The sequence below is a fragment of the Geoglobus ahangari genome (genome assembly GCF_001006045.1).
GTDB lineage: Archaea > Halobacteriota > Archaeoglobi > Archaeoglobales > Archaeoglobaceae > Geoglobus > Geoglobus ahangari.
The window spans coordinates 1639057-1661193 of record NZ_CP011267.1; the positions used below are offsets into that span (position 1 = coordinate 1639057).

At 52.5% G+C, this 22137-nt stretch carries 25 protein-coding genes and 1 tRNA gene; 17 read left to right on the plus strand and 9 right to left on the minus strand.

Going from position 1 to position 22137, the window contains the following annotated elements; translation table 11 throughout:
* Positions 1-54 precede the first annotated feature (54 nt).
* The 5 genes from GAH_RS09470 to GAH_RS09485 all read left to right on the plus strand — a co-directional run bounded on the left by GAH_RS09470 (position 55) and on the right by GAH_RS09485 (position 2785).
* A tRNA-Met gene (locus GAH_RS09470) sits at positions 55-129 on the plus strand.
* 160 nt (positions 130-289) lie between these two features.
* The gene (locus tag GAH_RS11060; protein WP_052747842.1) at positions 290-613 is read left to right on the plus strand and encodes an RAD55 family ATPase; all 324 of its coding nucleotides are present in this window, start codon (positions 290-292) and stop codon (positions 611-613) included.
* Between the two features lie 52 nt (positions 614-665).
* Positions 666-1121, plus strand: coding sequence for an ATPase domain-containing protein (locus tag GAH_RS11065; protein ID WP_394298887.1), 456 nt, complete (start codon positions 666-668; stop codon positions 1119-1121).
* The gene (locus tag GAH_RS09480; RefSeq protein WP_156967456.1) at positions 1102-1458 is read left to right on the plus strand and encodes a roadblock/LC7 domain-containing protein; all 357 of its coding nucleotides are present in this window, start codon (positions 1102-1104) and stop codon (positions 1456-1458) included. The genes GAH_RS11065 and GAH_RS09480 overlap by 20 nt, the downstream gene beginning before the upstream one ends.
* Positions 1448-2785 (plus strand): hypothetical protein, encoded by a 1338-nt coding sequence (locus GAH_RS09485; protein WP_048096375.1) that lies wholly within the window; start codon positions 1448-1450, stop codon positions 2783-2785. The genes GAH_RS09480 and GAH_RS09485 overlap by 11 nt, the downstream gene beginning before the upstream one ends.
* Here the strand turns inward: GAH_RS09485 and GAH_RS09490 are convergent.
* Entirely contained in the window at positions 2765-3595 is an 831-nt protein-coding gene (locus GAH_RS09490; protein WP_169745355.1) for a UbiA family prenyltransferase, read from the minus strand. The genes GAH_RS09485 and GAH_RS09490 overlap by 21 nt on opposite strands.
* Positions 3596-3829: 234 nt before the next feature.
* On the opposite strand from GAH_RS09490, the gene GAH_RS09495 reads away from it, so the two are divergent.
* Positions 3830-4408, plus strand: a complete 579-nt coding sequence (locus tag GAH_RS09495; RefSeq protein WP_048096377.1) for a DUF502 domain-containing protein — start codon at positions 3830-3832, stop codon at positions 4406-4408.
* On the opposite strand, the gene GAH_RS09500 is transcribed toward GAH_RS09495, so the two are convergent.
* The 4 genes from GAH_RS09500 to GAH_RS09515 are packed head-to-tail and all read right to left on the minus strand — an operon-like array spanning position 4395 to position 6880.
* A complete protein-coding gene (locus tag GAH_RS09500; RefSeq protein ID WP_048096378.1) occupies positions 4395-5516 on the minus strand; it encodes an NAD(P)/FAD-dependent oxidoreductase in 1122 nt (373 codons plus the stop codon). The two genes, GAH_RS09495 and GAH_RS09500, sit on opposite strands and share 14 nt — an antisense overlap.
* A 33-nt stretch (positions 5517-5549) precedes the next feature.
* Entirely contained in the window at positions 5550-5861 is a 312-nt protein-coding gene (locus tag GAH_RS09505; protein WP_048096379.1) for a transcription factor S, read from the minus strand.
* Complete coding sequence (locus GAH_RS09510) at positions 5839-6252, minus strand: NUDIX domain-containing protein (protein ID WP_048096381.1); 414 nt, start codon at positions 6250-6252, stop codon at positions 5839-5841. The genes GAH_RS09505 and GAH_RS09510 overlap by 23 nt, the downstream gene beginning before the upstream one ends.
* Positions 6227-6880, minus strand: coding sequence for a PHP domain-containing protein (locus GAH_RS09515; RefSeq protein WP_048096382.1), 654 nt, complete (start codon positions 6878-6880; stop codon positions 6227-6229). The genes GAH_RS09510 and GAH_RS09515 overlap by 26 nt, the downstream gene beginning before the upstream one ends.
* A gap of 39 nt (positions 6881-6919) precedes the next feature.
* Between GAH_RS09515 and artA the strand changes: the two genes are divergently transcribed.
* The 9 genes from artA to GAH_RS09560 are packed head-to-tail and all read left to right on the plus strand — an operon-like array spanning position 6920 to position 16648.
* On the plus strand, positions 6920-7669 hold the full coding sequence (gene artA, locus GAH_RS09520) for an archaeosortase A (protein ID WP_048096384.1): 750 nt from the start codon (positions 6920-6922) through the stop codon (positions 7667-7669).
* Positions 7651-8217: a phosphatidylserine decarboxylase gene (locus tag GAH_RS09525; protein ID WP_048096385.1), complete on the plus strand. Its 567-nt coding sequence runs from the start codon at positions 7651-7653 to the stop codon at positions 8215-8217. The genes artA and GAH_RS09525 overlap by 19 nt, the downstream gene beginning before the upstream one ends.
* On the plus strand, positions 8214-8789 hold the full coding sequence (locus GAH_RS09530; RefSeq protein ID WP_048096387.1) for a CDP-alcohol phosphatidyltransferase family protein: 576 nt from the start codon (positions 8214-8216) through the stop codon (positions 8787-8789). The genes GAH_RS09525 and GAH_RS09530 overlap by 4 nt, the downstream gene beginning before the upstream one ends.
* A 21-nt stretch (positions 8790-8810) precedes the next feature.
* The gene (gene leuS, locus GAH_RS09535) at positions 8811-11609 is read left to right on the plus strand and encodes a leucine--tRNA ligase (protein ID WP_048096388.1); all 2799 of its coding nucleotides are present in this window, start codon (positions 8811-8813) and stop codon (positions 11607-11609) included.
* A gap of 30 nt (positions 11610-11639) precedes the next feature.
* The gene (locus tag GAH_RS09540; RefSeq protein WP_048096390.1) at positions 11640-12944 is read left to right on the plus strand and encodes an NfeD family protein; all 1305 of its coding nucleotides are present in this window, start codon (positions 11640-11642) and stop codon (positions 12942-12944) included.
* Positions 12907-13137, plus strand: a complete 231-nt coding sequence (locus GAH_RS09545; RefSeq protein ID WP_048096391.1) for a DUF357 domain-containing protein — start codon at positions 12907-12909, stop codon at positions 13135-13137. Before GAH_RS09540 ends, GAH_RS09545 begins: the two co-directional genes overlap by 38 nt.
* 11 nt (positions 13138-13148) lie before the next feature.
* On the plus strand, positions 13149-14372 hold the full coding sequence (locus tag GAH_RS09550; RefSeq protein WP_048096392.1) for a Glu/Leu/Phe/Val dehydrogenase dimerization domain-containing protein: 1224 nt from the start codon (positions 13149-13151) through the stop codon (positions 14370-14372).
* Positions 14373-14412: 40 nt separating this feature from the next.
* Entirely contained in the window at positions 14413-15465 is a 1053-nt protein-coding gene (locus GAH_RS09555; protein WP_048096394.1) for a M50 family metallopeptidase, read from the plus strand.
* On the plus strand, positions 15458-16648 hold the full coding sequence (locus tag GAH_RS09560; protein WP_048096395.1) for a TraB/GumN family protein: 1191 nt from the start codon (positions 15458-15460) through the stop codon (positions 16646-16648). Before GAH_RS09555 ends, GAH_RS09560 begins: the two co-directional genes overlap by 8 nt.
* Here GAH_RS09560 and yciH read toward each other — a convergent pair.
* Entirely contained in the window at positions 16638-16946 is a 309-nt protein-coding gene (gene yciH / locus GAH_RS09565; RefSeq protein ID WP_048096397.1) for a stress response translation initiation inhibitor YciH, read from the minus strand. The genes GAH_RS09560 and yciH overlap by 11 nt on opposite strands.
* 111 nt (positions 16947-17057) lie before the next feature.
* On the opposite strand from yciH, the gene GAH_RS09570 reads away from it, so the two are divergent.
* On the plus strand, positions 17058-17840 hold the full coding sequence (locus tag GAH_RS09570; protein WP_048096399.1) for a DUF63 family protein: 783 nt from the start codon (positions 17058-17060) through the stop codon (positions 17838-17840).
* A gap of 2 nt (positions 17841-17842) precedes the next feature.
* On the plus strand, positions 17843-18385 hold the full coding sequence (locus GAH_RS09575) for a stage II sporulation protein M (RefSeq protein WP_052747844.1): 543 nt from the start codon (positions 17843-17845) through the stop codon (positions 18383-18385).
* A 26-nt stretch (positions 18386-18411) separates the two neighbouring features.
* On the opposite strand, the gene hsp20 is transcribed toward GAH_RS09575, so the two are convergent.
* From hsp20 to GAH_RS09590, 3 genes are read right to left on the minus strand one after another with little or no spacing between them, the layout of a single operon-like run.
* A complete protein-coding gene (gene hsp20, locus GAH_RS09580; RefSeq protein ID WP_048096401.1) occupies positions 18412-18942 on the minus strand; it encodes an archaeal heat shock protein Hsp20 in 531 nt (176 codons plus the stop codon).
* Positions 18943-18980: 38 nt separating this feature from the next.
* Positions 18981-21353 (minus strand): CDC48 family AAA ATPase, encoded by a 2373-nt coding sequence (locus tag GAH_RS09585; protein ID WP_048096404.1) that lies wholly within the window; start codon positions 21351-21353, stop codon positions 18981-18983.
* On the minus strand, positions 21346-22038 hold the full coding sequence (locus GAH_RS09590) for an ArsR/SmtB family transcription factor (protein WP_048096405.1): 693 nt from the start codon (positions 22036-22038) through the stop codon (positions 21346-21348). The genes GAH_RS09585 and GAH_RS09590 overlap by 8 nt, the downstream gene beginning before the upstream one ends.
* Between the last annotated feature and the right edge of the window lie 99 nt (positions 22039-22137).

Sequence of the window (22137 nt, forward strand, 5' to 3'; positions counted from 1 at the left end):
CGATCTCGCTTTAGCACAAAAATTAAATACAGCGGGCTGCCAAGAGCATATTGGAGCGGGGTGGGGTAGCCAGGTAATCCCGGCGGGCTCATAACCCGCAGATCCGTGGTTCAAATCCACGCCCCGCTATAATCCCTTCAATCACCCCACCTCGTGAAGGCTCAGAAATCCTGGTATCAAGCGCCTGAGATTTTTGAGTCTCACCCACCACACGATTCTTTTACCTCCTTGGCCAGCTTCTGTGTCCTCATTTACCAAAACTTTAAATAGGAAATACCGTCTTCTTGTTATGATGAGAATTAAAACCGGAATCATAGGCTTCGACACGATCATCGGTGGGGGTTACAGACCAAACACCGTCAATGTGGTTGTTGGCGCCTCCGGTACGGGTAAGACCATTTTTTCACTGCAGTTTCTGCTAAAGGGAATCGAACTCGGTGAAAAAGGAATATATGTGTCCTTTGACATGGATGCCAAGGCTATAAGGATTCTTGCTGAATCTCTCGGGTGGTACGAGCTTGTGAAGGCCATAGAAAACGGAGAGCTGCTTGTAACCCGAAGTCACGCGGACTCAATCTCATACCTGAACGAGGGACGTTATAGGTTACATTGAGAACAACTCCGACGAACAGGCGAGAATAGTCATCGACTCTTTCACACCCCTCATATCCTCCCTTGACTTCAGCGTTAGGAAGGACATAAACTGGTTCTTTGACCAGCTGAGGGCGAGCGGAACGTCAATCGTTACAGTGGAGGAGCCCTTCACGGCGACGCTCAGCAGGGCTGATGTGGCACTACCGGTCTTCCTTTCCGACTCTGCAGTGTACATGAAGAACATAGGCTATGGTGAGGCGTTCAGCAGGACGATACAGGTCATAAAGCACAGGGCTTCATGGCATGCGGAGGGTGTGTACCCCTACAGGATATTCCCCGGTCTCGGGATTGTCGTGGAGAGCGACGTGGAGGAGAGGAAGACTGACGGAGACCTCGAACAGCTTGTGAAGAAGATGAAGGACGAGTCGCTCAGAAAGAGGCTCAGCTTCCTTATCGAGAGGAAGGTGCCGGTTTCGAGATCTCTAATCGAACGGGTGCTTGGGATCTATGAATCGGAAAATAGGTGACATAGTAAGGACTCTGGCCTCAGACCCGTCTGTGAGGGGCGTCATACTCTACAGAGTGGATGGAACCCCAATTTACGCGAACATCCGCGATGAGCGTACTGTCCTGTCCCACCTGTACTTTCTGGAGAGTCAGATTAGAACCCTCCTCGAGTACATTTTCAACCAGAACCTTGAGGAGATTTCCATAAAGGTTGGGAACCTGAAGTTCCTTCTTTTACCGGTAACCCGGACCCTTGTTTTGAGCATACTGTTTGTTCCCGTTTCTGAATACAGGATCGAGGTTGAATCCAAAAGAATAATAAACTCGCTGAGACCATTACTAATAGATGGAATATAGGATAATCTCCATCCCGAGCACAAACCCAAACGAAGCGATTCAAACGCTCAATGAAGAACTCTCAAATTTAAAATTCTCACCTAATATTGGTTTTATTATTTTTACTCCACAATATTTCGGTAAACATCAATCTGTCATGCGTTTTCTGAAAAAAAGACTTAAATTTGAAACAATTGCCTTTTTTGCAGACGCTTTTGGGACAAGAGATGGGATATTCACCAACGGAATGCTCCTGCTCCTGCTCAGAGCAAACTTTAAAATTTTCAAGACCGGGAAGGGCAACCTCTACAGGCAGCTCTCACAAATAGCGGAAAACCTCAAGGAGTTTGACGCTGCACTGGCGATATATCCTGCAGTGTACTTCCCCTCGCGGCTGAAATTTTTGACCATCTTCTTTAGAGATCGGTTTTACTGGAAAAGGTTCAGCAGCTGCAGTGATGAGGCATGTAAAAAATCGATTCTCTCGAAGTATTCCGATTGGATCAAACGGGAAAGGATAATGATCCCGGTAAATACTGTTTTAAGGGTTCTCGGGAAAGCAGGCATCCCTATCGGCTCGATAAATCTGGTTCCGCTGGAAGCGAAGCCCGGTATGCCTGCAATTTATCACAACTTTAAGCCAATTGCACAGAACATTCTGGTGGTTGCTTTTAAGGAAGTCGACTTTGATTTCAAGGATGTGTTCCCTGAGAGGGGAAACAGCTTTGAGGAAACGAAAAAAATACTCTCCAGCTACTTCGCCCTGAAAGAAGAAGTTACGGTTTTGAAAGAGGGAAATGTTGTGGCTGAGGTCAACGGGATGCCAATACGAGAATACATTAAACTTAGGTTCAATGAGTGGATTGAAGAAAGTGAGTTTCTGGAAAAACTTGAAAGAGGGGAAATTTCGGCTATCACACCATTTGGCTTGGCTCTGATAAGTAAAAAAACCTATGGTGTTTCTGTGATTGGGCTAGCACCATTTCCTCTTAACTTTTATCCATTTTATTTGGAGCTAAACGATTTCTATGATGAGGGGTTGGTGCTTGGCGAAATATTTTCTGAAAAGCCGGAAGATTTTATAAAATTTGAAAAGAGTCCACCAGATGATAGCCATAGATTTTTACTATTTGTTGTTGACTCTACAACCCTTTTGGCGTATCGCGGATTAGTTTACGGTTTGTATGAATATGCAATAAACAATCTTCGTTCAGATTGGGTAATGTTTTTCACAACACTACCATCATCTTTCCATAACACGAATAAGAGATACATCTCCGAAATTGATCAGAACCTGCATTTCTTTGGCTCTGGAACTTCGCTATTTTTAGGTTTTTGCAATCTGTAGTGCCGAAATTGCCAAAAAAAGTATCACTGATGATAGTGAGGAATAGAAGATAACGAGGTAGTATTTTACCGTCTTTCTTGAAATCTCCCATCTGTTGTGTACGAATCCAGCAATACCGGTTATGGCTCCAATAACAGGGATGGCTGAATAAACGTGCGATGTTCCACGATAGAAAACGATTATTGTGAGGTAATATATCAGAATTAGTGAAGAAAACACTTTTATCAATGTTTCTGGAGTGAAGGCCACTCCTAAGGTGTATAAGCCAGCCTTTTTGTCGGCGGTAATGTCCTTTAGGTCTTTTATGAATACTGTGGAGAGCATTAACGGAAGGAAGAGTAATGCCAGAAAAACTCCGATTTTGTCAAGAGAGGCGATGGAAGTGTACAGTAACAGAATATATGACGGAACTGCGACAACATACACCCCCACCTCTCCAAGATAATGTCTCTTGAGCCTGATTTTTGTTATCATGTTATCTGAATACAAAAACGTCGCAGTGAACACTGCGAGATAAAACAGAAAACACGTCACTCCTCCAAACAGATATGAAAGAATTGCCGAACTCAAATACAGTCCAAAAGTTATCACAAGTGCAACAGCCCTTACATCTTTTTCTGAAAATGGGTTATCCTTTCCAGCCTTGCGATCATCATCCGCGTCATTAATGTGGTTCCACAGATTTATAGCCGGATAATACACTAGTGTCAGAAGCAGTGGTTTCCAAATATCAGAAATGTTCCCCCCCGAAAATCCCACAATCAATGGAATTAAGGGAAAGGGGAATATTATATTTGGTGGCGAAATCAAGTATTTAATATATTTCGTTCCCATTTAAGGTTACGCACCAAAGTACAGCTTTATTCCCTTGAACGTCTCCTCAACTTCCTTCTCCTTTCTCTCGACCTTCTTCTCCATTTTTAATCACCTCCGGAATAATAGTGATATTATTGATTACATATATCTTTTCGATGTTGTTATTCCCCTCATTATGATGCCTTTTCCGGAAAACCAATTTATAATTGGAAGCTGAAAAAGAAACACATGCTCGAGAGGTTGAGGAACACGTTCATAACCGGTCTGCTCATTTTCCTGCCTCTTGCCACTACCGTGTTCATAATATACTGGGCAGTTATGGCCGTGGAAAATCTGATGAGCCCTGCGATCAGGGCGAGCCCCTACTACTTCCCCGGCATGAGCGTTCTCCTCCTCGTTCTTGTAATCCTCGCCCTCGGAGCTTTTGGAACACATGCCATAGGTCAGAAGGCGATTCTGAAGGTGGAACAATGGCTGAAGAGAGTGCCCATAGTCAGGACAGTTTATGTTGGCGTGAAGGAGGCGCTGAAGGCTGTGGTAGAGTCGGATGTGGAGCGGCTCAAGGGTGTTGTCCTCGTGGAGTACCCGAGGAAGGGTGTGTACGCGATCGGGTTCACATCGGGGTCGAGAATAGAGGTGGCCGAGAAAAGCACAGGCAAGAGGCTTGTGAACGTGTTCATCCCCACCTCGCCCAACCCGACATCCGGCCTTGTTGTTCTCGTTCCAGAGGATGAGCTGATTTATCTGGACATAAGCGTGGAGGAGGCGATGAAGATAGTGATATCCGGCGGGTTTAGCGGAACATGAAGCTCAGCCTGTATCTTATGTAGTTCAGGTATAGCCTAAGCGGAAAGTCCCACAGCTTCGGGGGGTTTTTCGCGAATACCTGAAACTTTTCGTCAAATGCCCACATGTGGTCGAGAATGGACTCCGGCTTAATTCCTGCCCTGATCTGGACTTTTGTTACCTTTATCTGCTCGTCTACTGGCAGATCCCATATTGCATACCCTCTTGCGATGTTGTCCGCTGCCCTCTTTAACGCTTCTCTCCACAGCCTCTGGTATTTTTCGAGCGATGTTTTCTCCCCCCTCAGGTAACCTGCCACATGCTCTGCAAGGATCGGAGCAAATCGATGAATGTAATGGATTCCCATGATGTATGTGGGATGAACGAGTCCGCACGAGTCTCCGAACAGTACTACGCTCCCCCTAACAACCTGTTTTACAAAACCAAATGCGTACTCGCTTCTTTTAATTGTCGTATCTTTGTGCATCCTGAAGCCCATCGTCTCGGCAACCTGTCTCAGCTCAGGAAATTCTGCCTCACCTTTTCTGCTCCCTTGGGCGAATCCGAATTCAGACTTCGTATTGTCAACGGGGTAAATCCACCCGCCGAGATTCGCGTGACCGACAATGAGGTACAGGCTGTTGCTCCTGATGCCTGAGCCCCCGTTTTTGATCTCTGCAAATGACAGGGACACCCTGAACGGTGGTGATGGCAGGCCGAACCTTGCTCTCAGTTTCTGGCCGTAAACACCTGTGCAGTCCACGACGACCTTTGCCCTTATAACCTCTCCGTCGCTCAGCCTGACGTATCCGTCGCCATACTCCTCAACCCGGGCGCTGTGGACATCATGCGAGACCGCCCTCTCACACAGCTTCTTGTAATCTACCAGACCGAGTACCGGCTCATCGAATTCGTAGGTGTAGGACTCTCCGTCAACTGTCATTATCGTGTACTCGTCGTACTCGTTCAGCACAACCTCGTCATCGAGGATCTTCAGAAAAGACGATATGCTCGTGCTCTTTTCACCAACACCCCGTTCGTCAATAACCAGCACGTCTTTCAGCTTTTCCAGCTGCCCTGAGAGACTTGATCCAGCGTAACCGGCGCCAACAATAACAACATCGTACACGCGTTTCTGTAATCCTGAGAATAATATATTAATTTAATCGTACTCTCTCCAAGTCTTCCCGCACTTGGTGCACCTGAAGAACCTCACCTCGCTCTCGTCTGCGGCCCTCAGCTGCCTGAGCCACCAGTAAGCCTCTCTGTGGCCGCATGCCGGGCATATTGCGTTCGTGGTTGGCAGGGTCTTGACATTCTCACCCTCAATCACCGGTATCTCTTCCTCGTTTCTTTTGGCGACGGTGACGAGGGTTGGCGCGTCTCCAGCATCCTTCTCGTATCCGCACTTCCTGCAGACCGCCTTGTCTCCCTGATATATCATTATGCTCTTACACTTTGGACAGAACTCCATTCAGCACCACCTCAGCGTCCCTGATCATCTTCTCATGATCGAATGCAAGTTCTGGAAGCTCTCCCAGCTTAAATACCTTTACCTCCGCTGCATCGCTATCTGCTTTGAGCTCACCACCGGTAACCTCAACGAGGAAGCACACGCTTACAAAGTGCCCCCTCGGATCTCTTTCAGGGTCTGAGTAGACTCCAACCAGCTTCCTCACCCTGCATTCGAGCCCCGTCTCTTCCCTCACCTCTCTCACGACCGCATCCTCGACCCTCTCCCCGTACTCCACTATCCCGCCTGGGAGGGCGTAGTATCCCCTGTAGGGGTCGTTTCTCCTCTTTATCAGAACTATCCCGCCCTTGTAAGGCACTATGGCGTCAACGGTGAGCGTTATACATTTCATGGATTATGTTTCTACCCCTGTCGAGATAAAGCTTTGCCATCTTTTTTGAATATGATATCTCACCAACTCTGGCGAGGGTGTGGGCGTCGCTGCCGAAGGAGTACAGGATCCTCCTGCCCCTGCACAGCTCGAGCGTGCTTTCCGGAGGAGCCATGTGGTTGGAGTTGATCTCCAGCGCTTTTCCGCTCTCCTCAAGAAGGTCGAGGATCTCCATGTCCTCTTCCTCGCTCCTGCCGTCGAGGGAGAACATGCCCGCATGCAGGTGGCCGAGAACGTGGAAGTCCTGCTCCAGAATGCACCTCTTTATTCTCCTGTATAGCTCGTCTCTCCTGACGGGGGTGTGAAGGGAGGCAATTATGAGGTCAAAGTCATGCTTTGGCAGGATTATCTTTCCGTCCTCCAGTATCCCGCACTCAACACCGTCGAGGATCCTGATCCCGTACTTCTGCTCCGCCTGTTCTATCTCCACTCTCCTTCTCCTCGCCTTGCTCTCGTTCAGGCCTCTCGGGTGCTCGGCGGAGTGATCGACCACGGCGATTATCCTCATTCCCCTCTCCCTTGCCTTCCTCGCAATCTCGTCAATTGTCGCGGTTCCATCCGAGTACACGCTGTGTATGTGTAGGTCCACATCCGAATATCTTAAATTCAGTTGATAAACTTTCGTGGTATGCTGGAATTCCTCTCGATCGCGCTCATGTTCCTGTATGCTGTCCTGAGGAAAAAACCCCTCGGCTTCTTCGCGTGGTTCATCTTCGGTGTTAGCTGGCTGCTCAAGATCCCCCACTACCTTCAGATCTCCGACTACTACAACACCGTGATAATGGTTCTCGCATTTTCCCTCTTCACCTTTATGGGTTTAACAATCCTGAGATCGGAGAATCAGGACGTTTTCGTCTCGGCAACATCCGTGGCGTTCGTCTCGTCCCTTATCTACTTCTCCTTCGCACTGACCGAGCTGAAGACCCTTCTAATAACCCACACCGCCGACATGACCGTCATCCTTGGAAAAACGCTCGGCTTCAACTTCACGAGGTACGACTGGAACATCATAGAGTACGGGGGAAGGTATGTGGAGATCATACTCGCGTGCACGGGCATAGAGAGCATGGCCCTGTTTGCCGGGATAGCCGTCTCTACGAAAGCAGACCTGAAGAGGAGAGTTTATGCGTTCCTCGTTTCCGTGCCGGTCATCTACGTCCTCAACCTTCTCAGAAACGTCTTCATAACCGCCGCTTTCGGCGAGCAGTGGTTTGGCCCGGACAGCTTCTACATAGCCCACCACGTGATCTCCAAGATCCTCGCCACGCTCGCGCTCATAGCAATATCTGTTGCAGTCTTCAGGTTCCTTCCCGAGTTTGCAGACCTCATATTCAACCTCAAGGATGAGATGGTGAGAACATGGAAGCGGCAGGAGTGAGGATAATCCTCCTCTCCCTCATCATCTCCGCCCTGCTCGCACCTCACCTGCCTGCACTCTCCATCATGCTCGTCTTATTCGCAGCCTTCACTGCCTTCTTCTTCAGGGATCCTGACAGGGAGATTGGGGATGGCGTTGTCTCCCCGGCTGACGGCAGGGTTGATGTTGTTGAAGGTAGAAGGCTGGAGATATTCATGGGCCTGCTGGACTGCCACGTTAACCGCTCCCCATGCGACGGAGTTGTTGTGAGCGTTGAGCACATCCCGGGGAAGTTCAGCCCCGCTTTCCTTAAGGGGATCAGGAACGAGACCAACAGGATAACCATAGAGGGTGAGGATGGAACATACGTGGTGGAGCAGATCGCGGGCTTCTTTGCGAGAAGGATAATCTGCTACGTGAAAGAGGGCGAGAGGGTTAAAAAGGGGCAGAGGATAGGGATGATAGTGTTCGGCTCGAGGGTTACGCTGGAGGTGCCTGAGGGGTACAGGTTCGTGATCAGGGAAGGAGAGAGGGTAAAGGCCGGGCAGACCGTGGCGGTGAGAGGATGAAGAAGCACATTGACGTTGCCGACTACTTCTCGTTCTTCAACGTGCTCTTCGGCTTCATGGCCATCGTGATGAGAGACCCGCGCTATCTGTTCCTCGCCGCATTGATGGATGGCTTCGACGGGTATCTTGCGAGGAAGGGGTATTCCGGGAAGTACGGGAAGTATGTTGACTCTCTCGCAGACTTCGCATCATTCGGAGTGGCAACCGCCTTCTTCTTCCCCACGTTCTCCCTCGCATACCTGCTCGCGGGCATGTACAGGCTCGCCAGATTTACGGCCGAGCACCACGAGAACTTCGTTGGGTTCCCGATAACCTCGGCCTCCCTCCTCGTCATCTCTACAAGAATACTCGCAGGAGACTTGATAGCAGGTATCGTGAGCGTGGCCATTGCATTTTTCATGATCAGCGACATAGAGTACAGAAAGCTCAGGAATCCCGTGCTTCTCCTCATTTTCGCCGCCTGTCTGGTGGGCGGGCTGTTCCGCATTGAGTTCGTCTATGCGATTCTGCTCCTGAGCACCCTCTACCTCCTCTCGCCACCCTTCTCCAGAAAATTGGGTAAATATTTTTAATCTGCAATTGAATTCCACTCCATGAACTTCAGGGAGATCGAGGAGAAGTGGCAGAGGGAGTGGGAGGCAAATGCAATTTTCCAGCCGGAAGTTTCTGATAAGGAGAAGTTCTTCATCACGATTCCCTATCCTTACCTGAACGGCAACCTGCATGCCGGTCACACGAGGACTTTCACGATTGGGGATGCGGTTGCGAGATACAAGAGGATGCTGGGCTATAACGTGCTCTTCCCGATGGGCTTTCACGTCACGGGCACGCCGATCATCGGTCTGGCTGAGCTGATAGCCAAGAGGGATGAAAGGACGATAGAGGTCTACACCAAGTACCATGACGTGCCCTACGACGAGCTGATAAAGCTGACGACCCCGGAGAGGATAGTGGAGTACTTCTCGAGGGAGGCTGAGAACGCCCTGAAGATGATAGGGTTCTCCATAGACTGGAGGAGAAAGTTCACGACGATGGACGAGACCTACCAGAAGTTCATCGAGTGGCAGTACTGGAAGCTGAAGGAGAAGGGTCTGATAGTCAAGGGGAGCCATCCAGTGAGGTACTGCCCCAACGATGACAACCCAGTTGAGGATCACGACCTGCTTGCCGGAGAGGAGGCGACGATTGTCGAGTTCACGGTCATAAAGTTCAGGCTCGAGGATGATGACCTGATTCTCCCCTGCGCAACCCTCAGGCCCGAGACGGTTTTTGGGGTCACGAACATCTGGCTGAAGCCTGCCAAGTACGTGATAGCGGAGGTCGATGGTGAGAGGTGGCTGGTTAGCAGGGAGGCTTACGAGAAGCTCACCTACACGGACAAGAATGTCAGGCTTGTTGAGGAAGTGGACACCTCAAAATTCTTTGGAAAGTTCGCGATAAATCCCGTAACGGGTGACAGAGTTCCTGTCCTCCCTGCGGACTTCGTCGACACCGACAACGCGACCGGTGTCGTGATGTCTGTCCCGGCCCACGCCCCGTTCGACTACGTGGCTCTGAAAGATCTCGAGAAGAGCGATGTGCTCGAGAAGTACGGAATCCCGAGAGACCTGCTCTCCAGAATAAAGCCCATCGTGCTGATAAGAATTGAGGGGGAGGAGTACGAGATCCCGGCCAAGGACATCGTTGAAGAGCTCGGGGTGAAGAGTCAGAGCGACGCTGACCTTCTGGAGAAGGCGACGAAGACCGTTTACAAGAAGGAGTTCCACAAGGGAGTGATGCTCGAGAACACTGGAAAGTACGCGGGGATGAAGGTCAGCGTTGCAAAGGACAGGGTTCACGAGGATCTGATCAGGGAGGGGAAGGGAGACGTCTTCTACGAGTTCAGCGAGAAGCCCGTGATATGCAGGTGCGGAACAAAGTGCGTGGTGAAGGTCGTCAAGGATCAGTGGTTCCTGAACTACTCGAATCCCGAGTGGAAGGAGAAGGTTCTGGAGTGGCTCGAGGAGATGACGATAATCCCGGAGTACTACAAGGAGGAGTTCAGGAACAAGATAGAGTGGCTCAAGGACAAGGCGTGTGCGAGGAGAAAGGGTCTGGGGACGAGGATACCTTGGGACAGGGAGTGGCTGATAGAGAGCCTCTCGGACTCGACGATATACATGGCCTACTACATAATAGCGAGGTACGTGAATGAGGGGGTGCTGAAGGCAGAGAACCTCGTTCCCGAGTTCTTCGACTTCGTTTTCCTCGGGAAGGGTGATGTGGCGGAGGTCTCTGAGAGGTCTGGGGTTGATGTCGACCTTCTGGAAAGGATAAGGAGGGACTTCGAGTACTGGTACCCAGTGGATCTCAGGAGCAGCGGGAAGGATCTCGTGGCCAACCACCTGCTGTTCTTCCTCTTCCACCATATCGCGCTCTTCCCGAAGAAGTACTGGCCGAGGGCAATAGCCGTGAACGGTTTTGTGAGCCTTGAAGGAAAGAAGATGAGCAAGAGCAAGGGCCCGCTTCTGACCCTCAAGAGGGCCGTTTCGGAGTTTGGGGCAGACGTGACGAGGATGTACATACTCCATGCATCAGAGTACGACAGCGACGCTGACTGGAAGAGGAGGGACGTGGAGAACCTCTCGGCTCATCTATCAAGGCTCTACAGCCTCGCCGAGAAGTACTACCTGAAGGAGGTCGAAGAGCTGACAGATCTCGACAGGTGGCTGGTGAGCAGGTTCCAGAAGGCAATAAAGAATACGAGAGACGCTATGGACAGGCTGCAGACGAGGAGGGCGATAAACACGGCCTTCTTCGAGGTGATGAGCGACATCAGGTGGTACCTGAGGAGGGGCGGGGAGAACCTCGCGGTCATATTCGACGACTGGCTCAGGCTGCTTGCCCCATTCACACCACATATCTGCGAGGAGATCTGGCACTGGAAGCACGACACCTTCATCAGCCTCGAGAGGTACCCCGAATACGACGAGAGCAAGGTGGACGAGGAGCTTGAGATGGCGGAGGAGTACCTGAAGGTGCTGATAGACGACATAAACGAGGTCAGGAAGTTCGTCAGGGATGCGAGGAGAGTCTACATAGTTTTTGCAGAGGATTGGAAGAGGGACGTTGTGAGGGTTGCGAGCAGCAAGGGCAACATGAAGGTGGCTATGAAGGAGCTCATGAAGGACGAGAGGCTGAGGGGGATGGCCAAGGAGGTGCAGAGCTTCCTCAAGAGGATATTCAGAGAGGGTGCAGAGTTCGCATCTCTCGACGAGGAGAGGATCGTCAGAGGTGCAAAGGACTTCATAGAGAGGGAGACCGGGCTTGAGGTGTCCTTCGACGCTGACAGGGTTCCTGAGGAGAAGAGGAGGGTCGCAATGCCGGGTAAGCCGGCGATCTACATTGAGTAACCTTTTTATCCATCCTCGCAAACTTTTTTCATGGAAAAACTCCTTGCTCCGATTTTAGCCATCCTCTGCATCCTCGCTTTCACGCCCTTAGCCTCAGGAGCAATTGTCGAGGTGAAAATCGAGGGAACCATAAACGAGGGCACATACGTCACGCTCGAAAACGCGATGGAGCTTGCGAAGGAGAGGAACGCGGACGCGCTGCTGATAGTGGTCAACACTCCGGGAGGGCTTGTATCCTCCACGGAGAAGATAATCTCCCTTATACTGAACAGCGAGATTCCCGTGCTGACCTACGTGCCTCCAGGCTCCTTTTCTGCCTCGGCAGGGTCTTTGATAGTCGTCTCCGCCAACGTTGCCGGAATGGCAAACGGCACGTCCATAGGCGCCGCCACCCCAATTTCCGTGGGTGTTGGAGAGCCAAGGGTAGGGGAGAAGGCCGTGAAGTATCTGGCGAGCTACGCAAAGGCCATAGCGGAGAAGAGGGGGAGAAACGAGACTGCAATCGAGAGGTTTGTGACAGAAGCCTACAGCGCCTCTGCAAAGGAGGCTTACAGGTACGGGATAATAGACGTCCTCGCGGACAGCAAGCTCGAGTTCCTGAGGAAGGTCGACGGGATGGTCGTTGAGACGTCAACGGGCGAGAGGGTGCTGAACACAAAGGATGCCGAGATAGTGGTCGCCGAGAAGCCGCTGAAGGCGAAGGTGCTTGAGCTTCTGACGTCTCCGGAGCTTGCGTCCATACTGCTCATCATCGGAATTTACGGGCTGATATTCGGCCTCACGTCGCCGGGAATGGGGGCCGAGGTGCTCGGAGCAATATGCCTGCTGCTCGCACTTTTCGGGCTCGGGATAATCGGAGTGAACTACATGGGGATCCTCCTGATACTTCTGGGGATAGCATTCCTGATAGCCGAGCTCCTCACCCCCACGTATGGAGTTCTCGGTGTCGCCTCGATAGTCTGCATTGTCCTCGGCACGCTGATGCTCTACGACGAGCCCCTGATGCCCAGAGACTTCTACACGAGCTTTCCCATGCTCGTTGGCGGCATTGCGAGCGGGCTGGGGATAATCATGACCTACGCGATAGTCAAGGTGGTGCAGCTGAGGAAGATGAGGAAGAAGGTCGGGGCAGAGGCGCTCATAGGCGAGAGGGGAGAGGTCGTAATCTTCTCCGGTGGAAAGGGAATGGCGAAGGTGCACGGGGAGCTGTGGAGGATCGAGAGCGAGGAGGAGCTTTCGAGAGGAGATGAGATCGTTGTCGTTGGGAGGGACGGACTCACCCTGAAGGTGAAGAAGTATGAGCCTCGAGAGCGAGCTGAGGAGCGAGACGGTTAAGTGGCTCGAGAGGATCGAGAGACTCAGCTTTGAGGGTGACAGGAGGTTCGTGGAGAACATAAAGGCTTATATCAGTGATTCGCACTACTTTCTTGAGAAAGGAGATCTCGTCAGGGCGTTTGAGTGTGTTGTGTGGGCGTGGGCCTGGCTGGAAATTGGCCGGGATTTTGGTTTTCTGGAGGTGAGAGAGTGAATCCGTATGAGATGGCCTGTTATCAGCTTGAAAGGGCCGCGGAGATAGCGGGAGTGGATGAGGGCATAGTCGAGTACCTCAAGGTTCCCGACAGGGCTGTTGAGGTGAAGGTTCCGGTGAAGATGGACGATGGCAGCCTCAGGATCTTCACCGGCTACAGGGTTCAGCACTGCGGCATCAGGGGGCCCTACAAGGGGGGGATAAGGTACCACCCCAACGTCACGATGGATGAGGTGAAGGCCCTTGCGATGTGGATGACCTGGAAGTGCGCCCTCGTGAACATCCCGTTTGGAGGGGGAAAGGGCGGAGTCAGGGTTAACGCGAAGGAGCTGAGCAGAGGAGAGCTTGAGAGGCTCACGAGAAGATTCACGACGATGCTCATACCCTTCATAGGGCCAGAGAGGGACATCCCAGCTCCGGACATGTACACGGACGAGCAGACGATGGCGTGGATGATGGACACCTACAGCGTCTACAAGGGATACGCTGTCCCGGGGATAGTCACCGGAAAGCCCGTCTCACTGGGCGGGTCTCTCGGAAGAAACTCTGCAACCGGCAGGGGTGTGGCGATAATCGCGAGGGAGTCTGCGAAGGCCATAGGTATGGACATAAGCGAGATGACGGTCGCAGTTCAGGGTTATGGGAACGTGGGCTACTGGGCGGCCAAGACGCTGCACGAGATGGGTGCAACGATAGTCGCAGTCTCGGACTCAAGAGGAGGAGTGTTCAACCCCGAGGGTCTCGATCCAGATGAGGTTCTCGAGTTCAAGAGGAAGACGGGTACGGTGGTTGGGTATGAGGGGGAGCAGATAACCAATGAGGAGCTCCTCGAGCTCGACGTGGACGTGCTCGTTCCCGCAGCGATAGAGAACGTCATAAACGAGAGCAACATGAGGAACATAAAGGCGAGGCTTGTTGTGGAGGGTGCGAACGGCCCGATAACTCCTGAAGCTGAGGAATATCTGGACAAGAAGTGCGAGCTCGTCGTTCCTGACATCCTCGCCAACTCTGGAGGTGTCATAGTCAGCTACTTCGAGTGGGTTCAGGATCTGGAGAGGTACTTCTGGGATCTCGAGAAGGTCAATGCAGAGCTTGAGAAGATCCTCGTGAGGGCCTTCAACGACCTGCTGAGGACGAAGCAGGAGTACGGGGACATCCTCTGGAGAGATGCTGCCATGGTCGTGGCTCTCGACAGGGTTGTGGAGGCTCTGAGGAAGAGGGGAATTTTCCCCTGATGCGGAAACGTTATAACCCTCTCCGCAACTCAATTTTTTAATGTCCGCTATAAGGCTGTTCAGCGTTTCTGGAATAAGCGTGAGGGTTCACTACTCCCTCTTCATAATCCTCGTCTTCCTCACATGGGTCTTCAGCGTTCAGGAGTATCCGTACGGTTTCAAAGGGCAGGAAAACGCCATCCTCCTCTCAGCTCTTGCGTCGCTCTCCCTCTTCGTTGCAGTATTCCTCCACGAGTTCGGCCACTCGGTAGTCAGCAGGAGGCTCGGGTACAGCGTGAGGGAGATTGTTCTCTTCGTGTTCGGTGGAATTGCCGTCCTCGAGAGGCAACCCAGAGGGTTCAAGGAGGTCCTCGTCTCGCTCTCAGGGCCTGCGGTCAGCGTGGCAATAGCTCTGGTTTCCTACGCGCTATCAAAAACAGGAATCCCGGTGGTCTGGGAGTTCTTCGGCGTGTTCTACAGGATAAACCTGCTGATAGCCGTCTTCAACCTCATCCCCGCATTCCCGCTCGATGGCGGCAGGGTTCTCAGAGGATTGCTCTCTGAGCGATTCGGCTTTGAGAGAGCAACATTCCTCGCAGCGGAGATAGGGAAGGGGATCGCAGTCTTCATGGCGGTCTTCGGGATAGTCTATAACCTCTGGCTCACGCTGATTGCAATCTTCATCTACCTTGGGGCGAGTGAGGAGGAGAAGATGTCGAGGATAGAGGCGATTCTTGGGAGGCTGAGAGTCAGAGACATAATGACGCCGGACGTGAAGGTGGTCACGCCGGACATGACGGTTGAGGAGTTCGTGCAGTTCGTCTTCAAGAACAAGCACCTCGGCTATCCGGTGGTGGATGACGGTAGGCTCGTGGGAATAATCACGCTGCACGACGTGACGGGGAGGAGGGGTGATGAGAGGATAGGCGATTTGATGAGCAGGGACGTCATCGTCCTCTCTCCAGACGACCCTGCAACGGAGGCGTTCAGGATAATGAACGAGACGGGAGTTGGCAGGATCCCGGTTGTTGAGGATGGAACGGTTGTGGGCATAGTCTCGAAGACCGACCTCGTGAGACTGATGCAGATTCAGGAGGTGCTCAGGGTTGGATGAGGGCGAGCAGAAGAGGCTCGTGATAGTCGGGACTGCCCACGTTTCGAGGAAGAGCATTGAGGAGGTCGAGAGGGTAATCGAGGAGGAGAGGCCGGACGCGGTTGCTGTTGAGCTCGACGTCAGGAGGTACAGGGCGCTCATCGGGGAGAGGGAGAACGTGAACCTCGCCGAGGTTATTAGAAAGGGCAACGTCTTCCTCTTCCTCTTTCAGCTGATCCTCTCGAACTTCCAGAGGAGGATTGGCAGGGAAACTGGAGTGACCCCGGGGGAGGAGATGCTCAGAGCGATAGAGAAGGCCAAGGAGGTCGGGGCAGACGTTCTGCTCATAGACAGGGATCTGGCCATAACCATGCGCAGGCTGTGGAGCGAGCTCGGCATCGTTGAGAAGCTCAAGCTTTTCTACCACATGCTGAGGGGGCTTTTTGAGTCTGACGACGTTGAGGTGGATGAAATACTCGAAAAGGACGTTCTCGAGATGCTCGTCGAGGAGTTCAGGAGAATATCTCCGAAGACGGCGAAGATACTCGTGGATGAGAGGGACGCGTTCATGGCTATAAACCTGCTTCACGCCCTGAAGAGGTACGACAGGATCGTGGCGGTTGTGGGGGCAGGTCACAGAGAGGGGATAGAAAAGCTGCTCGCGAATCCGGAGAGCCTCCCAGACATCTCGGAGCTCATGCATGTGAAAGAAAGGAGGTTTAGCGTCGCAAAGGCTGCCGGATTTGCTGTAACGGCGATTGTGGCTCTGCTGCTCGTCTCAGTGTTGCTGAAGCTCGGCACGTCCGAGTTTCTATCTGCATTCATGGTCTGGTTTCTGGCAAACGGGATTCCCGCGGCAGTTCTCGCGGCACTTGCCGGGGCTCACCCTCTTTCGATCCTCACCGCCTTTTTCGTCGCATGGCTCACCTCACTCTCCCCGTTGCTTGCTGCAGGGTGGTTCTCTGGCCTTGTGGAGTTCTTCGTGAGGAAACCAACCCAGCATGATCTTGAGGATATGCTGAGCTCGGACTCCCTCAGAGACCTCTACAGGAATAGGGCGTTCAGGGTTATAATGGTGGCAGCCCTGACAAACGTGGGGAGCATGATCGGAACGTTCTACGGGCTGTGGTACCTTTCAACCCACTACGGGATAAATATAAAAGAGGTGATTTGGGATATAGTGAGGGGGCTCCTCAGGTTTTGATCCTGTCTGGATTGAACCCCTTCTTTACGAGTAGCTCTTTTACGCGAGCCACATGATTTCCTTGGAGCTCTATGGCTCCGTTCTTTACCGTCCCACCGCACGCAAGCTTAGACTTCAGGTACTTCGCCAGCTCCTCAAGGTTGATCTCTCCCTTGTCGATGCCCTCTATCACGGTGACCTCCTTGCCGTACCTCCTCTTGGTCACCTTTATCGTTATCTGCTGCTGCTCCTTTGCCACCTCTTCGCAAACGCAGAGGTCTTTCGGCAGACCGCAAACATTACATATGTCCAAGCCCATTTTTCTCTATAACCTCCTTCCGGTTTTTGAGATTAGTAAAATAATCCGAATTTTAACTTTTCGGTCGCAGAATGCAGTAGATTTAAATAGCCCTTTTTAAACGATGTCTCAATGGACGTTTACGGCTTCATAAAGGAGTACTTCATAGACTCGATCGTCTACAAGGAGGGGTACAACCCTGTCAACACGATGACATTCGCGGCGATACTTATCGTCGCCATATATCTCCTCTACAGGTACCTCAGCCCGAGGGTCAGGTTCGACCTCAGGTTCGCCCTCTACACTTTTCCGTACATCCTTCTCGGTTCATCCACAAGGATTGTTGAGGACGCGGGCTTCGTCCAGCCCCCCTACTCATACCTCCTCATGACACCCTTCATATACATCCTGACTTTCATCATCACGTTCGCGGCCCTAATAATCTCCCTCAGAACGGACTACAGGCGCTACCCTTACCCGGGAATCGTCCTCTCCCTCATCGTCCTCGCATTCCTCTTCACCCACCTCGAGGTGGAGAACTGGTGGGTGATTCCAACTGCCCTCACAATAGCCGCAACCATCACGGCAGCCTACCACCTGATTTCCACCAAGATTGAAGCAGATAGCTTCAGCAAGGCCGTAGTGTTTGCCCAGCTCATGGACGGATCGACGAGCTTCCTTGGAATCCAGTTCCTCGGGTACTGGGAGCTCCACGTCGTTCCGAGGTACTTCATATCCCTCTTCGGCCCGTGGATAATGGTGCCCCTGAAGCTTGCTGTCATCATCCCGATCCTCTACATTCTGGACAGGGAAGAGGAGGAAGAGAGCCTCGCGGGCTTCATAAAGTTCGTCCTTTTCACCCTCGGATTCGCTCCGGGAATTAGGAACGGTCTCAGGATGACCTTCGGGGTGTGAGCATGAGGAGTCTGGCCATCGTAACCCTCCTCTTTGTCATTTCCCTGCTTGCTGGATACGCGTATACCATGCTTGACGCAAAGGGTTCAGAGGAGGTCGTGAACAGCACATTCTCGAGCTTCGACTTCGTCAGGAACCTCGAGCACTACGAGATCTTCCTGTTTATCTTCATGAACAACTCCCTGAAGTCGTTCATGGCAATGGTGCTCGGCATAGCTTTCGGAATCGTTCCGGTGCTCTTCGTCATCCTCAACGGAGTGATCATAGGTCTGGTCGTCGGCGTGATTGGTGTGGAGTTTGGAGTGCTCAAAACGGCGATGATGCTCGTACCCCACGGCATCCTCGAGATCCCGGCAGTCCTTCTGAGCTGCGCCTACGGGCTTGAAATCGGGTATCAGGCCTTGAGAAGGTTCAGGGGAGAGGATGTTGACCTCAACAGCGTTCTCATGGCGTACATAAAGAGGTTCGTGATGCTTCCCCTTCCAATGCTGCTGATTGCCGCGCTGGTGGAGACCTACATAACCCCCCTTGTTGCGGGGCTGTGAAAAAAGAGTTTAAAAATAAAAAAGGGTTACTCGATGTTTATCCTCTTCTTGCTCTCCTTCTTCGGGTGCTTCTTCTTCAGCACGACCTCGAGCACGCCATTGTTGTATCTGGCCTTCGCTGAGTCCGGATCGACCTCGTCGGGCAGGTCAACGACCTCGTAGTACTTCCTGTTCTCTCCCTCGGCCTTTATCTCCAGCTTGGTCTCGCTCGCGCTTAGCTCAATGTCCTCTTTGTTGACACCTGGCATCTCCGCTATGACCTGAATCTCCTCGTCGGTCTCGATGACGTCAACGAGCGGCTTCCTCTGGTCGATGTCCTCCTTTATGGTCGGCTTCGTACCGAACTCCCTGATCTCCGGCTTGCCGTCAGGGCCGATCCTTATGCTGAAGCCCCTGACTATCGGCCTACCCTCTGAGAGCTCGGCAGTCCTTATGAGCTCGTCGAACTCCCTCATCATTCTCCTGAACAGCTCGTCAAACTCCTCGAACGGGAACCTGAAGAACTCGTCAAACCAGTCCTCTTCATCCCAGTCTCTCTTCTTCCTCCTCCATGGCATGACACATCACCTCCCAAACTTTTTTCGAGATTAAAAAATTAGGAGTACATCTTGTGGAAATCTTTCACGATCTCCTCGTACTTCTTTATGTCCTCCTCGGTGAGGCTCGGCTTCACCTTCTCTATCGCCTTCATGAAGTGGTCTCTCGTGACCCTGATCTCCTTCACTGCCCTCTTTACCTCGTCCTCGCTGTACTTCGATATCGCCTCCCTGATGGCAGTCAGGCCAGCCTCCCTGCAAACGGCTTCGATGTCAGCACCGCTGTAGCCCTCGGTCTTCTCCGCAAGCTCCTCAAGGTTTACATCCTCCGCGAGTGGCATGTTCCTCGTGTGGATCCTGAATATCTCCTTCCTCGCCTCCTTGTCCGGTGGCGGGATGTATATGTGCCTCTCTATCCTGCCCGGTCTCAGCAGTGCCGGATCCACCATGTCCGGTCTGTTGGTCGCTGCGATCACCACCACGTCCTTGAGCTCCTCGAGACCGTCGAGCTCGGTGAGCAGCTGGCTAACCACCCTCTCGGTGACGTGCGAGTCTCCTATTCCTCCTCTCCTTGGGGCGAGGCTGTCTATCTCGTCGAAGAAGATTATGCACGGCGCCACCTGTCTTGCCTTCCTGAACATCTCTCTCACGTGCTTCTCGCTCTCTCCGACCCACTTGGACAGCAGCTCAGGCCCCTTGACGCTTATGAAGTTGGCGTTGCTCTCATTCGCAACAGCCTTTGCGAGCAGCGTCTTTCCTGTGCCCGGAGGGCCGTAGAGCAGTATACCCTTTGGCGGCTTTATTCCGACTTCCCTGAAGAGCTCAGGGTACTTCATCGGCCACTCCACTGCCTCTCTTAGCTCCTGCTTGGCCTTCTCGAGCCCGCCTATGTCGTCCCACTTGACGTTAGGAACCTCAACCAGTACCTCTCTCATCGCCGATGGCTCGATGTTCTTCAGAGCCTCAAGGAAGTCGTCCATGGTCACCTTCAGGCTCTCGAGCACCTCAGCCGGTATCTCCTCAGCCTCGATGTCTATCTCTCCCTTCTCCATCCTCTTCCTGAGCGCATGCATCGCCGCCTCCTTCGCGAGCGCTGCGAGGTCTGCACCGACAAATCCGTTGGTGAGCTCGGCTATGTAATCAAACATCTCGTCTATGAGCCTCGCCTTGACCTCGCTGAAGATCTCCTCGTCCTCCTTGAGAGCTGAGATGACCTCGTCCTCGCTGCCGGCCTTCTCGACTTTCTCGATTATCCTCTCGACCTTCTCCCTGTCGAACCTTTCTGAGCTCTTGAACTCCTCGAGTATCCTGAGAACCTCGCTCCTGCTGTAGTCAGGCTCGATGGGCATTCCCCTTGTGTGTATCTGGAGTATCTCCTTCCTGCCCTCCTTGTCAGGCACACCAATCTCAATCTCCCTGTCGAACCTGCCCGGCCTCCTCAACGCTGGATCAACCGCGTCAGGCCTGTTGGTTGCACCTATGACTATCACCTGTCCCCTCGCCTCGAGGCCGTCCATCAGGGTGAGAAGCTGGGCCACGACCCTCCTCTCGACCTCACCAGTGACCTCTTCCCTCTTCGGAGCGATGCTGTCTATCTCGTCTATGAATATTATGCTCGGAGCGTTCTCCTTCGCTTCCTCAAAAATCTCCCTCAGCCTCTGCTCTGACTCGCCATAGTACTTGCTCATTATCTCTGGCCCGCTGATCGAGATGAAGTGCGCGTCAACCTCGTTCGCAACCGCTTTAGCGATCAGGGTCTTTCCAGTGCCCGGAGGTCCGTGGAGCAGCACTCCCTTGGGCGGCTCTATTCCGAGCCTCTGGAACAGCTCTGGGTGCTTCAGCGGAAGCTCTATCATCTCTCTAACAAGCCTGAGCTCCCTCTTCAGACCACCGATGTCCTCGTAGGTTACGTTAGGCACTTGCCTCTTCACCTCTTCGACGGGCTTCTCCTTGAGCTCGACCTGCGTGTTCCTCGAGACTATCACAACGCCCGACGGCTTGGTGGACGTTATCACGAACGTCAGTACGTGGCCGAAAACCTCCACCCTGATCTTCTGACCCCTTATCACCGGTCTGCCTTCGAGAAGCCTCTGGAGGTATGCTTCGCCACCCATCAGCCTCACTGGCTCTGTCGGGGCGAGGGTTATCTTCTCCGCAGGCTTCGCCTCGACCTTTCTTATCTTCACCTTGTCGTCGATGCTCACGCCTGCGTTGCTCCTGATGTTGCCGTCAATCCTGATTATCCTCTTCCCCCTGTCCTCTGGGTAACCGGGCCACACTATGGCGGGGACCTTGTTCTTTCCTGTGATCTCTATTATGTCCCCGCTCTGCAGTCCGAGCTGGGCCATTACCTCGGGATCCACTCTCGCTATTCCCCTTCCAACATCCCTGTGGTAAGCCTCAGCAACCCTCAAATACACATCCTCACTCATTCACATCACCTCTCCATCTGAGTTTTAACCTCACAACACCACCATCCTCAACCTTCGACACGAGTCCGCTCTTCTCGAGCCTCGTGAGCGCGAGATTGACCTCCTCGTAAGGAATTCCGAAGGTCTGGGAGATCTTCTCCGGTGTGTCCAGCCCCTTGATCAGGGCGTAGAGCACGACCTTGCTGATCTCGTCGAGCCTCATCCTGTCAAGCTCGACTATCATCCTGTCTATGAGCTCGTCTATCCTGTCGGATATGTCCTTCTGGAGCATCCTGAAGGCTCTCTCCATGTCTCTAAGCCTTTCAAATACCTCGCTGAGCTCCCTCCCTGCTCTCCTGTTCATCAGCGCTGCAACCTCGCTGAAAGTCTTCTGCAGATCTCCATCCTGCTCTCCGATGACCTCTATCGCGAATCTGTGGGGAGAGATCGTTATGGATATGTTGAACGTCCTGTCGATGTAATAGTACCTCCTCCTGCCCTCCTCGTAGCTCCTTATTATCCCGGCCCTCTCGAGCTTCTCAAGGTGCTCGAGCACGACCTTGGGAGCCATTCTGAGGGCATATGATATCTCGCTGACGTAGCATGGCTTTTTTGTGAGCAGCTGGAGTATCCTGCGCCTGCTCTCGTTTGCGAGCAGCTCGATTATTTCCTCCCAGCCCTTGTCCTTACTGTTGTTTACTAACATCTGGTTAGTAATTTTTAGCTAATAGTATTTAAATTTTTCGGTCAGGCTGAAGGTGCGGGAGAGTGTAGATTAAACTATTTATACGATTCCAACTAATCC